Raw genomic sequence first — 12,835 nt, 5'->3', positions numbered from 1 at the left:
CGGCCTACGGGCGGAGGGCCCGGACGGCATCGACGCCGCGCACGACCTCTCCGCGCGCCCTCGCCGCATCGGCCTCCCGGATATCCGCCAACGCTGACGGGTCGGAGAGGACATCGAGGGTCTCCTCGAGAGCGGCGAGATCGTCCGGGCTCATGACTACGGCCACCGGGCGTCCGTTCTTGGTCACGGTGACGCGCTCGTGGTGCTTGGAGACACGGTCGACCACGTCGCTGAAGTTGGCCCGGACATCACGGAGCGGCTCGGTAGACATGTACACAATTGTGGCACGCTCTGCGCGTGGGCGACATCCTCAATCCAGGCTGCGAGCCCACTCCGCCGCGGCAGCCGCCCCGTCCACCACCGGAACGCCCGGCGCGGACCCGGGCCGCCGCACCACCACAACCGGTACGCCGAGCTCGTCGGCCACGGCCATCTTCGACCACGTGTGACCGCCGCCCGAGTCCTTGGTGACCAGCACGTCCACGCCGTGGTCGGCGAAGAGTTCGCGCTCACCCTCCACCGAGTAGGGGCCGCGGTTCAGCAGCAGTCGCCACGACGCGGGCAGCCCCACCTCGGGCGGGTCCACCACCCTGACCAGCGCGTGGTGCTCGGCGAGCGGGCCGACGAACCTGTCCAGCGACTGCCGGCCGATCGTGAGGAACGGCCGCCGGCCCACGCGGGACGCGGTAGCGGCGGCCTCGTCGTGGTCGTCTACCCAGTGCCAGCCGTCCGCACCGGGGGCGGCGGCCCACCCCGGTCGCTCGAGGCGCAGCAGCGGGACCTCCGCGGCGGCGCAGGCTGCGGCGGCATTGGCCGAGATGCCGGCGGCGAAGGGGTGGGTGGCGTCCACGACCGCGGCCACGCCGGCCTCCGTGAGGTGCCGCCGGAGCCCGTCGATGCCGCCGAACCCGCCGACGCGCACCTCCCCCACCGGCAACCGCGGCCGCGCGACCCGGCCCGCCAGAGACGAGGAGAACCGCAGGCCGCCCTCCTGCAGCAGGACGGCGAGGTCGCGGGCCTCGGCGGTGCCGCCGAGGATCAGCACGCTCATCGGTCCGCCCCCGGCGGCAGCAGCGGCAGTTCCGGAGCACCCGAGCGGGCCAGCTCGAGCAGCGCATCCAGGTCGAGGTGCTCCTCGGCGAGATCGGCCAGCAGGTCGAGCCGCGCCTCGCGGGCCCGCGCGAAACTCACCCCGGAGGCCGGACGCACACGACCCGCGCCGCCGGAGCCCTCCCCCACGCCGCCGGAGCCGCCGACGACCTCGGCCAGCAGCGCCGACCGGAAGCCGTCCGATTCGAGGGTTCCGTGCCACATGGTGCCGAACACGCGGCCCCGCCGGGCTCCGCCGGGGAACTCCTCGTCGTCGTCGACCCGCTCGGCCCCGCCGCCGACGCTCACCCTGCCGTGGTGGATCTCATACCCGCCCACGTCCTGACCCAGCGCGCGTCCGGTCGGCAGTCGCAGGACCTTCTCGGCGCCGAAGCGAGTGGTGGTGGGAAGCAGTCCGAGGCCGGTCACCCGCGCGCCGGGCTCGCCCTCGATGCCGTCCGGGTCGGAGATCTCCCCGCCGAGCATCTGGAAGCCGCCGCAGATCCCCAGCACCGCGCCGCCGCGCTCGACGTGGGAGGTGAGCGCCCGGTCGAGGCCCCGGGCGCGGAGCCAGGCGAGGTCGTCGAGGGTGGCGCGGGTCCCGGGGACGACGACTAGGTCCGCCCCCGCGAGGTCGCGGGGCTCCGTGACGTACTCCAGATCGACGTCCGCCTCCAGGCCGAGGGCGTCGACGTCGGTGAAGTTGCTGATGCGCGGCAGACGGATCACGGCCACCCGCAGGGTGGCGGCGGCGTCGGCGGCGCGGGGACCCACCGCGAGGGCGTCCTCCGAGTCCAGCCAGAGGTCGGGATTCCAGGGCAGCACCCCGTGGACCGGCCGGCCGGTGAGGTCCTCGATCTGCCGCAACCCCGGGGCCAGGAGCGTGGGGTCGCCGCGGAACTTGTTGATGACGAACCCCGCGACCAGCCGCTGATCGGCGGGCTCGAGCAGGGCGACCGTGCCGTAGAGGGCGGCGAAGACCCCGCCGCGGTCGATGTCCCCCACCACGACGACCGGCATGTCCGCGTGCCGGGCCAGCCCCATGTTGACGTAGTCGCTGGAGCGCAGGTTGATCTCGGTGGGACTGCCGGCGCCCTCGCAGATGACGAGCTCGTGGCGGGAGGCGAGGTCGGAGTAGGCGGCGTACGCGGCCTCGGCCAGGTGGGCCCGTCCGTCCACGAAGTCCCGCGAGGACACCGACCCGGCCGGCTGTCCCATCACCACCACGTGGCTTCGCCGGTCCCCGCCGGGCTTGAGGAGCACCGGGTTCATGGCGGGCTCCGGGGCCACGCCCGCAGCCAGGGCCTGGATCCACTGCGCGCGCCCGATCTCGGCGGTGCCGTCCGGGCCTGTCCCGTCCGGGCCTGTGCCGTGCGGACCTGTGCGGCGAGGGGCGGCGACCACCATCGAGTTGTTGGACATGTTCTGGGCCTTGAACGGGGCCACGTCGATGCCGCGGCGGGCGAACGCCCGACACAGCGCGGTGGTCACGACGCTCTTCCCGGAATCGGAGGTCGTACCGGCGACGAGCAGGGAGGCGACCATGGAGATCGATCCTAGTCGGGCGTTCCGGACCCGCCTGACCGGGCCGACTGGCCGACTCACGTCCGAGGTGGCGTCGCAGAGTAGTGGCGGGTCGAGCAGTGGTGGGGCCAGCGGGGCTCGAACCCGCGACCAGCGGATTATGAGTCCGCGGCTCTAACCAACTGAGCTATAGCCCCCAGCACGCGCCGGGAACGTCACCGGCACGCGCGGCGCAATCGTAGCAAGGCGTCAGGAGCCTCCGGCGGGCCACCAGACCGCGCGGACGTCGGCCAGTCCGTCCTCGACGACAGCGGGAGGGTCATCCCACACCTGCACGCGCCTCCCGGGGGGCGCATAGGGCGGGGACCCCGGGTCCCCGGAGCGGACGAAGTCGACCCACGACCGGTGCATCGCGTCGACGAGATCCGGCGGCGCATCCGCTCCGAGGTAGGCCCGCACGTTCGCGGCTTCCGGGACCGACCAGAAGAACGGTAGGTCCGCGCAGTGGACGGCGCCGCGGCCCTCGGCCCAGCGGAAGTCGTACACCCAGGTGGGCGCGCCGGCGGCCACCCGGGTCTCGGCCGCCCGCACGACGGTCGAGTGGATGGTCGCGGCGTCGACCACCGCCCCCACCGCCCGGCGCAGCGACTTGCCCGCCGATTGTCTGGCCAGCGCGCACAGTCCGGTGGTGGGCAGCTCCTGGGACCGCAGGATCATCGCGGCACCCGGCACCAACGCGGCCCCGGGCAGGGCCCGGACGACCCCCTCGAACTCCATGGCCGTGGAGCCGATGAGCAGTGGCAGGTCGAGCCCGGGACCGCTCCCGATGCCCTCCAGGGGCGGGACCGGGACGGTGTCGTCGCCGACCGTCGGCCGGAACGGCATGAGGAACGGATTGTCCTTGCGCAGGCGCCGGTGGAATTCGTCGACGGCGCCCCGACCGCCGGCAGCCAGTCCCGCCGCAGTCGTACCCTTGGGGGCCTGAGCGGCCGGGGACCGCAGGACCGCCGGCGACGAGGCGATCCCCCGGTGGAACAGGCCGGCCGCCAACGGCGAGGCGAGCAGGCAGAGCACCGCCCCGCCGCCCGCCGACTGACCCGACACCGTGACCTGCCCGGGGTCGCCGCCGAACGCCGCGATCTCGTCGCGGACCCACTCCAGGGCCATGATCCAATCCCGCACCCCGCGGTTGTCCGGGGCGTCGGGGAACGCGGTGAACCCCTCGACGCCCAGGCGGTAGCCCACCGAGACCACGACGATCCCGGCGCGCGCGAAGGCGGTCCCGACGAACCAGGGCTGGTGCGACGACCCGGACTCCCACCCGCCGCCGTGGATCCACACCAGCACCGGGTGGCCCGCGCCCTCGGTGGGAGCCCACACGTCGACGTGCAGGATGTCCGTGCCGGCGACGATCGGCTCGGGGATCGCCGGGTCGGGGTCGAAGCGCAGCCGCTGCGCGGTGGCGGCTGGCCGGGTCGCGTCACGGACGCCCGGCCACGGTTCGCGGCGGATCGGGGCGGCGAACCGCAGGTCGCCGACGGGGTCCTCGGCGTAGGGGATGCCGTAGTAGCGGACCACATCCCCCAGATCGGTGCCCTTGACGCGGCCGGTGGACAGCGCGATCTCGACGTCGGTCATGGCGGCCAGATTAGCGGCGACAGCTGAGATCCCCCGGCGATCCCTGCTACCAAGAGGAGATGACAAGTGATAGGGACCTGATCATCGAGCGTCTGGCCGACGTGGCCTCAGCGTTGGACTCACGTGACTGGGACGGGCTGGGCGAGCTGTTCACCGAGTCCGCGACCGGGTACGGCGCGACCGGTCGGCAGGCGATCGTCGAGAGGGTCAGGGAGCACCTCGGGGGCTGCGGACCGTCCCAGCATCTGCTGGGCAACCATCGGGTGCAGCTCGCCTTCCACGGAGACGAGGACCGGGCGCGGAGCCTCACGTATGCGCGGGTCCTCCACCTCGGCGCCGGGGGCCAGTCCGATCTGTCCTACGAGTGCTTCGGCGAGTACTCGGACCTGTGGACCCGGACGCCGGACGGCTGGCGGATCGACTCGAGGAGGTTCCACATCAGCTTCGACCGAGGCGATTTCCGGACACTCCAACCGGGCTGATCGCCGACTGCCTCCCATGGGAGGCGGCTTCGGGTCGTACAACGACAACGGTGATTGGGGCGGCTACTGACGATTCCGGCGTGTTCGACCCCTGGGTCACCCAGATGACCACGCTGCTGACCACGGTGGTGTCAACGACGCTGGATGGTCCCCTCGACTGGCCGGACGCGGCCATCGTCAGCGGAGACGCCGTCGAGGTGGTCGCTCGCTTGAAGCAGCAATCCGACGTGTCGTTGCGCTCGCACGGCAGCTTGTCGATGAACCGGGCGCTGATGGCCGCCGGTCTGGTCGACCGGTGCAGGTGACGGTGTTTCCCTGGCGCAGTGGGTCGGTACCCGGTTGGGATGAGTGATCGAAGATGATCGAACCCTTGTACTAGTGAGACGGTGCGGGTATTGTCGAATGTAGGTTCGATGTCGGTGGCGGAGGGGGTGGAATGGTGACGACGACGAGTTCGCTGTTCGCCGTACCCGAGCCCCTCGGCATGGTCGACATGGAGGCCGTCAGCGAGGCGGCCCGTGCCGCGACGCTGGCGCAGAACCGTGCCGGGGCCACACGGCTGGAGGCGGCGCATGTCCTGGTCGACCAGTTCGCCCGGTCCGCCCAGGCACAGGCGGAGGAGGCCGACGAGGCCGGCGCCGGTTCGCGCCGACCCGCGTACGCCCGGCTGGATCCGCAGGCCAGGGCCCGCGATCACCTCGTGGCGGCGTGCCAGCTCACGTGCTGGCACGCCGCGCGGTTGGTGACGGCCGGGACGCAGATCCACCGGCGGCTGCCCCGTCTGCGATCCACGGTCGACCGCGGGCTACTGCCCGAGCAATTGGCGGTCGATATCGCGTGTCGCCTGGCGGAGGTGCCGGACGCGATCGTGTCGGCCGTGGAGGACGAGGTGGTCGCGCGCTTCACAGGCGATCTCGACGGTGGCGACCGGCCGACCCGCAACGCGGTGGACTCGGCGATCGATGACGCCGTGGAGCGACACGACCCGGCTGCCGCGCAGGACGCCGCCGCAGCGGCGGCCGCCACCCGCTCGGTCCGTTTCCGCGGCGACCGGAACGGCATGGCCACGATGTGGGCCAGGCTCACCGCCGCCGATGCCGAGCTCCTTCGTCGTCGCATCGAGACCGATGCGTCGGCCGCCTCGGCGGACGGACTGGACGGTTCCCTGGATCAGCTCCGCGCCGACGCCCTCGCCGCGCTCGCCGTCTATCCGCCTGCTGGTGACCCGTCCACGACCAGCCCCGGCCCCGGCTCAGGCTCCGGCTCCGACCCGGCCCCTGCGTCCGAGCACGACGGCATCGCACTCGGCGACATCAGGCTCGGGGCGGACCTCCCCCGGCCCACGCTGGGCAACGCCGCGCGGGCCGGTCAGCCGATCCGCATCAGCGTGATCGCCTCCGCGGCCCGGGGCCTGCCCAACCGTGTCGAGTTCGTCCACGGCACCTACAGCAGCGTCGAATGGCTCTGCACGGAACTGCTCGAGGGCGACGACGCGAGCGTGCGGTTCGAGCTCATCGACCCCGCCCCCGGCGTGCTCGACTCCCCGGAACACGCCCTGCGGTACGTGATCACCCCCGCGATGGCCGAGCGAATCCGCATGCGCGACGGCACCTGCCGCCACCCCGGGTGCTCGGTTCCCGCCGAGGCCTGCGACGTGGACCATGTGATCGCGTTCAACACGAAGGACCCCGAGCTCGGCGGGCCGACCACCGAGTGGAACCTCGTCTGCCTGTGCCGCAAACACCACCGGGAGAAGACGTTCGGAACCAATGCCTACCGGTCCGGGCCGTTGGGTGAACTCGTCATCATCACCGACACCGGACACGAACACCGCACCAGACCCAAGGGCCCCTTGGCCCGTGCCCGTGACGCCATCTGGGAACGCGAGTGGAACGCCTTCGCCGACCGCATCGTCGCCGACGACGGCACACTCATCAATCCGCCGGGTCAGGACAGGTACCGACCCCGCAGACGGCCGGCCTGACCAACTCAGCAGTCGCCGACGCCCACCCATTCGGAGACGCCGTCGGTGAAGCGCTGCCGCTTCCAGATGGGCACCCCGTGCTTGAGACGCTCGATGAGCTCCGAACACGCCGCGAACGCCTCGGCCCGATGCGGAGCCACAGCGACCACCACCACCGCGACCTCGCCCACCGGCAGCACGCCCACGCGGTGGACGGCGGAGACGCGGACCGTGCGCCCGGAATCGGCCGCCGAGGTGTGCTCGACCGCGACCTCGTCGCAGAGCCGGGCGAGAGTGTCCCGGGCCGTGGGGTGAGCGGAGTATGACCTCGAACTGCTCGAGAGCCGCACCCTCGACGGCCGGATCCAGGAGCTGATCTACCGGCCCACCCGGCTGACCACCCTGAAATGCAGACCAGGTCAGGGCTCGGAAGCCACTGACCTGGTTGCTGAGCTCCCCCAATTGGACTCGAACCAATAACCCTTCGATTAACAGTCGAATGCTCTGCCAATTGAGCTATGGGGGATCACTGCTGGCGCCCGGCGGTGATGCCGGATACCGAGAACCCACCTTAGTGCGCCGCAGGCCGACGAACCAAATCGGCTGGTCAGGCGATGTCCGGAGTCGCGCCGACCGCCTGGTTCAACAGGCCGCGCCGGTACTCCTCCAGAGCCACCAGATCACCGAACAACGCCGAGTAGCCCTCGGGATCCTCCGCGGGGCTCATCCGCTGCACCTTGGACTTGAGGTCCGCGATCTGACCCGAGACCCACACCTCCTGCAGACGCGCCAGGACACCGGAGATGTAGCGGGGCAACGCCTCCTCGGACACGCGCAGCGTCTCCACCGCGAGGCTCCCGACCAGTCGGCGCAGCCCGTCGTCGCCCAGCCCCTCGGAGACCTCGGAGACCCAGTTCGCGCCGCTCTTGCCGGCCGCGCACCCCCCGGCCTTCGACAGCGCCTGCGCGATCGTGGCATAGGCGGGGTGGGTGTAGCACTCCTCCGGCAGCGAGTCGAAGAGCGGACCCGCCAGGCCCGGGTACTGCAGGGCCGCCTTCACGGCCTCCCGCTGGGGCCACAGCACCGGGTCCGCCGCGGCGGGGATGGGAACGCCCGACGGCACCTCCGGTGTCTGCGGAGCTTCGCGGCCGCCGACCTCGTCGTCGTCGTATCCCCCACGGCCACGACCCGCGCCGCCCCCACGCTCGGCGGCGTCCCACCCCGGTCGGGCTCCCCCGCCCGGTCCACCGGGGGCACGCTTGCGCAACCCGGGACCCGACCCTGCCGACCGCGCGCGGCCCTTCTTGCGCGCCTCCTCGCGGACGCGACGCACCACCGTCGCCGGGTCGTCCCAACCGACCCAGCCGGCGAGCTGGCGGGCGTACTCGTCACGCAGCGTCGAATCGCGGATGTCGGCCACCACCGGCACCGTGCGCCGCAGGGCCTCCACGCGCCCCTCGGCGTGGTCGAGGTCGTAGTCCTCCAGCATCGAGCGGATCGCGAACTCGAACATCGGCACCCGCGCGGACACGAGATCCCGCACCGCCGCGTCGCCCTTGTTCTGACGCAGGTCGCACGGATCCGTCCCCGGCGGGGCCACCGCCACGAACGTCCGGCCGGAGAACTGCTGGTCCCCCGAGAACGCCCGGAGCGCGGCCTTCTTGCCGGCTTCGTCGCCGTCGAACGTGTAGATGATCTCGCCGCGGAAGTAGTTGTCGTCCAACATCAGGCGCCGCAGCGTCGACAGGTGGTCCTCGCCGAACGCGGTGCCACACGCGGCGACCGCGGTCGTGACGCCGGCCGCGTGCATGGCCATGACGTCGGTGTACCCCTCGACCACCACCGCGCGGCGCTGCGAGGCGATCTCCCGCTTGGACAGGTCCAGACCGAACAGCACCTGCGACTTCTTGTAGAGCATCGTCTCGGGGGTGTTCATGTACTTGCCCAGCGTGTCGTCCTCGAACAGCTTGCGCGCGCCGAACCCGATCACCTCGCCGCCGAGATTGCGGATGGGCCACAGCAACCGGCGGTGGAAACGGTCGATGAGGGTGCCGCGCGAGCTCGTCTTGGACAGCCCGGCCGCCTCCAGCTCCTTGGGCTCGAACCCCTGGCGCATGAGGTGCTTGCTCATGGTGTCCCAGCCGGCGGGCGCGTACCCACAGCCGAAGTGCTGGGCCTGGGCCATGTCAAACCCGCGGTCGGTGAGGAAGGTGCGCGCCGTCTCCGCCTCCGGGTCCTGCGCCAACCGCTCGGCGTAGAACTTCTGCGCGGCCGCGTTCGCCTGCGCCAGCCGGGACCGCGTGCCGCGATCGCGCTGGATGACCTGCCCGCCACCCTCGTAGGAGATGCGGTAGCCCAGCCGGTCGGCCAGCTGCTCCACCGCCTCGACGAAGCTGATGTGCTCCATCTTCATGAGGAACGCGAAGACGTCGCCACCCTCACCCGTCGAGAAGCAGTGGAAGTAGCCGTGCTGCGGACGCACGTGGAACGAGGGGGTCTTCTCGTCCTTGAACGGGGACAGCCCCTTGAGCGAGTCCGCGCCACCTGGTTTGAGCGCGACGTACTCGCCGACGATCTCCTCGATACGGGTGCGTTCGCGGATCGCGGCGATGTCCTGCTCCGGAATCCGCCCTGCCATGACGCCCAGAGTAGCCGCCTCCGGCGAGGACCGGCGTGCCCCCTGTTCGGGGCCGATACGCTGGGGCCATGATCGCCGCCCAACTCCTGCCCGCCGCCGCCCGGCGACCCCGTTCCCGGTTCAGCCAGGCCCCGGTGACAGCGCTCGCGACGGTGGTCGCGTTCCTGGCCTGCGCGCTGGTGTGGGCCGCCCCCGGCGCCTCGGCCGAGCCCCCGTCGAACCTGCAGCAGCAGCTCACCGACTCCGCGGGGGTCCTCGGCGGTGACACCAGCGAGGTGGAGAGCCGACTGGCCGAACTGCGCTCGTCCGACCAGATCCAGCTGTGGGTGACGTTCGTCGACACCCTCGACGGCATCCCGGTCGAGCAGTGGACGCAGCAGACCCGGGAACTGTCCGACCTGGGCGCGTCCGACGCGCTGCTCGTAGTGGCCGTGGACGAGGGCAGGTACTGGTTCGAGTTCGACGACCCCGAGGCCTCGCCCACTGCCGATCAGCTGACCGCGCAAGAAATCGCCGATCGCGACATCGAACCGCGCCTTGCCACCGGCGACTGGGCCGGAGCCGTCACCGGCGCGGCCGACGGGCTCGAACGCCAGGGCTCCGGCTCGGAGATCTCGCCGTTCGCCATCCTGGCCATCATCGTGGTGATCATCGCCCTCGTCGCGGCCGTGGTCCTGTTCGCCCGCCGGCGCCGCGCCACGCGGACGGCCAGGCAGGCCGAGGACGCCCGCGACATCCCCGGCGACGACACCGCCCGGATGTCCGCCCTGCCGGTGGAGGTCCTCGACGCGCGCGCCCGCTCCGGGCTGGCCGATGCCGACCAGTCGGTGGACGCCTCCACGGACGCCCTCGAGACCGCCGCAGGCGAGTTCGGCGAGCTGCGTACCCGGCCGTTCCGCTCCGCGCTCGACTCGGCACGGGCCGAGGTCGCCGCCGCGCACGCACTCGTCCAGCGGCTCGATGACGACATCCCCGAGACGCCCGACCAGCGCAAGGCCATGCTGCTGGAGGTGGCCGCCCGCGCCGAACGCGCCGAACGGGGCCTCGAGGGACAGGCCACGGCCTTCGCCGAGATGCGCGACCTGCTCATCAACGGCACGGCCTCCGTCGACACGCTCACCCGCCGCGCGGTCTCCCTGCGCGCCCGGCTCCCCGAGGCCGAGAAGACCATGGCGGACCTGCGCGAGCGGTTCCCGTCGGCCGTGCTCTCCTCCATCTCCGACAACCTCTCGCTGGCCGGGGAACTGCTCGACGCCGCGGAGGGCGAGACCGTACGCGCCCGCGCGGCACTGGCCCGGCCGGTGGGCGAACAGGGCGAGGCCGTGGACGCCATCACCTCCGCCGAAGGCGAGCTGTCCCGGGCCGAGAAGCTGGTCAACGGCGTCGAACACGCCGCCGACGACATCGCGACCGCGCGCCGCGACCTCGACCCGCTGATCGAGGAGGTCGAGGAGGAACTGACCATGGCCTCGCGGCTGCTGGCGTCGACCGACGTCAGTGACACCTCCAGCCAGACCCTCACGCAGGTGGCCGCCGCGGCGCGCGAGGCGGTCGACGCGGCCCGGCGCGACGGTCAGACCGATCCGCTGGGGACGTTCTCCCACCTCATCGACGTGGACCGCGACCTCGACGAGGCCCTGGCCGCCGCCGGGCACGAGGCCGAGGCCGCCAACCGCGCCCGGGCCGCCCGCCGGGCCGCGATCACCCGCGCCGCGGGGGCGGTGCGCGAGGCCGACGACTTCATCGGCAGCCGCTCGTACGTGATCGGCCAGGCCGCCCGCACCCGCCTCGCGGCCGCGAAGAGCTCGCTGGCGACCGCCGAGGGCACGGTCGGACCGGCCGCGTTCCCCGCCGCCGAGCGCGCGCTCAACCTCGCCCGCGAGGCGCTCCGTCTCGCACAGAGCGACGCCTCCCGGCCCCAGTACTCCGGCGGCTACGGCGGGTACGGCGGCCGGGGCGGCCCGTACGGACGCGGCGGACGACGCGGGTCCAGCACCGGCGCGATGGTCGGCGGCATGGTCGCCGGCGCGCTCATCCAGGGGATGCTCCGCGGCGGCGGTGGCGGTTTCGGATCCGCCCGCGGCTTCGGCGGCGGCGGCCTCGGTGGCGGCTTCGGCGGTGGCTTCGGAGGCGGCGGCGCGGGCGGGCGGTTCTGACCCCATGACACGTCGTCGGAAAGCTCTCATCGCGGTGGTCGCGGTGGTCGCGCTCCTCGTCGCAGCCGTGGTCGCGGTGGGCGTCTGGTACCGGCCGATGCTGCTCACCGGCACCGGGTACGCCGCCCACAACGCCTGCGCCCTGCACTACCTCGTGGGCCGCGAGGACTACGACACCGACCTCCCGCCCAATCCGCTGGTCCCCGTCATGCGGACGTCGGTCGACGAGGAGGCCGGGACCGCGACCGCCTCGGTGCTGGGGGTGGGCTTCCGGCAGACCGCCCACGTCTCCGAGCACGGCTGCGCCCTCGGTGACCGCGCGGCGGGATCGCAGGGCAGTGAGCCGCCCCCGCCGCTGCGCGAGGACGGCGCCCAGGGTGTCCGCCTGGCCGAGGCGACCGACGCCCCGGACGAGGTCTCGTCGGCACTGGATGAGGCCGCGGCGCAGGAGGGGACGCGGGGCCTCGTCGTCGTCCATCGCGGCGAGATCCTCGGCGAGCGGTACGCCGACGGTTTCGGCCCCGACACCCGCCAGCTCGGCTGGTCCATGGCCAAGAGCGTCGCCGCCACCCTCGTGGGGCGCGCGCAGGTCGAGTTCCCCGACGCCGACCTCGACCCCGCCGCCACCGGCCTGCGTCCCGAATGGACCGACGAGCGGTCGCAGATCTCCCTGGACCACCTGCTGCGCATGACCTCCGGCCTTGAGTGGGACGAGGAGTACGACCTGGGCACGCCCATCACCCGGATGCTCTTCCTCGAACCCGACATGGCCGCCTTCGCCGCCTCACAGCCGCCCGCCCACGCCCCCGGCGAGTTCCGCCAGTACTCGTCCGGCACGAGCAACATCGTCTGCGACCTGCTGCACGAACGCACCGGGCTGGGGCCGGAGATGGTCGAGGAACTGCTCTTCCGCCCGCTCGGGATGCGCAGCGCAGTCCTCGAGGCCGACGCCTCGGGCGGGTCGGTGTGTAGTTCGTACCTGTGGGCGAGCCCGCGCGACTGGGCGCGGTTCGGTCAGTTCGTGCTCGACGACGGCGAGGTGGACGGACAGCGGCTGCTGCCCGCGGGATGGATGGACTACGCGACGACCGGGGTCCCGGCGGGCGGCGAGCCCGAACCGTACGGCGCCCAGTGGTGGCTCAACACGGCCGGTGACGGGACCCCGCTCCGGTTCACGGGCATGCCGACCGACGCGTTCTGGGCCTCCGGGCACGACGGGCAGTACGTCGTGGTGGTCCCCTCCGCCGACCTCGTGGTGGTCCGCACCGGCTTCTCCCCCGGCTCGACACTCGACGCGGTGGGCGTGGACCGGCTGGTCGGCGCGGTCGTGCGCGCGGTCGGCTGA

General features: G+C 72.5%; 9 protein-coding genes, 2 tRNA genes and 3 pseudogenes. 6 read left to right on the top strand and 8 right to left on the bottom strand.

The genetic code is table 11. From position 1 onward, the window contains the following. Positions 1 to 4: 4 nt before the first annotated feature. The 5 genes from AB5G72_RS06360 to AB5G72_RS06340 all read right to left on the bottom strand — a co-directional run bounded on the left by AB5G72_RS06360 (position 5) and on the right by AB5G72_RS06340 (position 4,251). A complete protein-coding gene (locus AB5G72_RS06360; RefSeq protein WP_313315498.1) occupies positions 5 to 271 on the bottom strand; it encodes a type II toxin-antitoxin system Phd/YefM family antitoxin in 267 nt (88 codons plus the stop codon). Positions 272 to 310: 39 nt separating this feature from the next. Continuing rightward, positions 311 to 1,051, bottom strand: coding sequence for a cobalt-precorrin-6A reductase (locus tag AB5G72_RS06355; protein ID WP_440221262.1), 741 nt, complete (start codon positions 1,049 to 1,051; stop codon positions 311 to 313). Further along, complete coding sequence (locus AB5G72_RS06350; RefSeq protein WP_440221261.1) at positions 1,048 to 2,634, bottom strand: cobyric acid synthase; 1,587 nt, start codon at positions 2,632 to 2,634, stop codon at positions 1,048 to 1,050. The genes AB5G72_RS06355 and AB5G72_RS06350 overlap by 4 nt, the downstream gene beginning before the upstream one ends. A gap of 99 nt (positions 2,635 to 2,733) precedes the next feature. Continuing rightward, a tRNA-Ile gene (locus tag AB5G72_RS06345) sits at positions 2,734 to 2,810 on the bottom strand. A 52-nt stretch (positions 2,811 to 2,862) separates the two neighbouring features. Continuing rightward, positions 2,863 to 4,251, bottom strand: a complete 1,389-nt coding sequence (locus tag AB5G72_RS06340; RefSeq protein WP_440221260.1) for a carboxylesterase/lipase family protein — start codon at positions 4,249 to 4,251, stop codon at positions 2,863 to 2,865. Positions 4,252 to 4,310: 59 nt separating this feature from the next. Here AB5G72_RS06340 and AB5G72_RS06335 point away from each other — a divergent pair, with 59 nt between their 5' ends. From AB5G72_RS06335 to AB5G72_RS06325, 3 genes and pseudogenes are all read left to right on the top strand, one after another. Next, positions 4,311 to 4,733 carry a nuclear transport factor 2 family protein gene (locus AB5G72_RS06335; RefSeq protein WP_440221259.1) on the top strand — a complete coding sequence of 141 codons (423 nt, stop codon included), beginning with the start codon at positions 4,311 to 4,313 and terminating at the stop codon, positions 4,731 to 4,733. 71 nt (positions 4,734 to 4,804) lie between these two features. Then, a pseudogene (locus tag AB5G72_RS06330) lies at positions 4,805 to 5,061 on the top strand (dihydrofolate reductase family protein); the annotation flags it as partial. 108 nt (positions 5,062 to 5,169) lie between these two features. Then, positions 5,170 to 6,717, top strand: coding sequence for an HNH endonuclease signature motif containing protein (locus tag AB5G72_RS06325; RefSeq protein WP_440221258.1), 1,548 nt, complete (start codon positions 5,170 to 5,172; stop codon positions 6,715 to 6,717). A 5-nt stretch (positions 6,718 to 6,722) separates the two neighbouring features. Here AB5G72_RS06325 and AB5G72_RS06320 read toward each other — a convergent pair. Next, positions 6,723 to 7,037, bottom strand: a pseudogene (locus AB5G72_RS06320) (molybdenum cofactor biosynthesis protein MoaE); the annotation flags it as partial. On the opposite strand from AB5G72_RS06320, the pseudogene AB5G72_RS06315 reads away from it, so the two are divergent. Next, a pseudogene (locus AB5G72_RS06315) lies at positions 7,012 to 7,086 on the top strand (dihydrofolate reductase family protein); the annotation flags it as partial. The pseudogenes AB5G72_RS06320 and AB5G72_RS06315 overlap by 26 nt on opposite strands. 63 nt (positions 7,087 to 7,149) lie before the next feature. Here the strand turns inward: AB5G72_RS06315 and AB5G72_RS06310 are convergent. Then, a tRNA-Asn gene (locus AB5G72_RS06310) sits at positions 7,150 to 7,222 on the bottom strand. 81 nt (positions 7,223 to 7,303) lie between these two features. Continuing rightward, entirely contained in the window at positions 7,304 to 9,334 is a 2,031-nt protein-coding gene (gene dnaG / locus AB5G72_RS06305; protein WP_363425278.1) for a DNA primase, read from the bottom strand. 68 nt (positions 9,335 to 9,402) lie between these two features. On the opposite strand from dnaG, the gene AB5G72_RS06300 reads away from it, so the two are divergent. Together AB5G72_RS06300 and AB5G72_RS06295 are read left to right on the top strand one after the other, a co-directional pair. Further along, positions 9,403 to 11,490, top strand: coding sequence for a TPM domain-containing protein (locus tag AB5G72_RS06300; protein ID WP_440221257.1), 2,088 nt, complete (start codon positions 9,403 to 9,405; stop codon positions 11,488 to 11,490). A 4-nt stretch (positions 11,491 to 11,494) separates the two neighbouring features. Next, the gene (locus AB5G72_RS06295) at positions 11,495 to 12,835 is read left to right on the top strand and encodes a serine hydrolase domain-containing protein (protein ID WP_440221256.1); all 1,341 of its coding nucleotides are present in this window, start codon (positions 11,495 to 11,497) and stop codon (positions 12,833 to 12,835) included.

The organism is Dietzia sp. MNB45, assembly GCF_051994785.1.
Taxonomy (GTDB): Bacteria; Actinomycetota; Actinomycetes; order Mycobacteriales; family Mycobacteriaceae; genus Dietzia; species Dietzia kunjamensis.
The sequence above is the reverse complement of the archived record's forward strand: the minus strand, read 5'-3'. Positions and strand labels throughout refer to the sequence as shown.

Excerpts from the sequence above, each read along its gene's own strand:
- AB5G72_RS06350 (WP_440221261.1), bottom strand. The coding sequence starts at position 2,634 with ATGGTCGCCTCCCTGCTCGTCGCCGGTACGACCTCCGATTCCGGGAAG.
- AB5G72_RS06295 (WP_440221256.1), top strand. The coding sequence starts at position 11,495 with ATGACACGTCGTCGGAAAGCTCTCATCGCGGTGGTCGCGGTGGTCGCG.
- AB5G72_RS06325 (WP_440221258.1), top strand. The coding sequence starts at position 5,170 with ATGGTGACGACGACGAGTTCGCTGTTCGCCGTACCCGAGCCCCTCGGC.
- AB5G72_RS06335 (WP_440221259.1), top strand. The coding sequence starts at position 4,311 with ATGACAAGTGATAGGGACCTGATCATCGAGCGTCTGGCCGACGTGGCC.
- AB5G72_RS06340 (WP_440221260.1), bottom strand. The coding sequence starts at position 4,251 with ATGACCGACGTCGAGATCGCGCTGTCCACCGGCCGCGTCAAGGGCACC.
- AB5G72_RS06300 (WP_440221257.1), top strand. The coding sequence starts at position 9,403 with ATGATCGCCGCCCAACTCCTGCCCGCCGCCGCCCGGCGACCCCGTTCC.
- AB5G72_RS06360 (WP_313315498.1), bottom strand. The coding sequence starts at position 271 with ATGTCTACCGAGCCGCTCCGTGATGTCCGGGCCAACTTCAGCGACGTG.
- dnaG (WP_363425278.1), bottom strand. The coding sequence starts at position 9,334 with ATGGCAGGGCGGATTCCGGAGCAGGACATCGCCGCGATCCGCGAACGC.
- AB5G72_RS06355 (WP_440221262.1), bottom strand. The coding sequence starts at position 1,051 with ATGAGCGTGCTGATCCTCGGCGGCACCGCCGAGGCCCGCGACCTCGCC.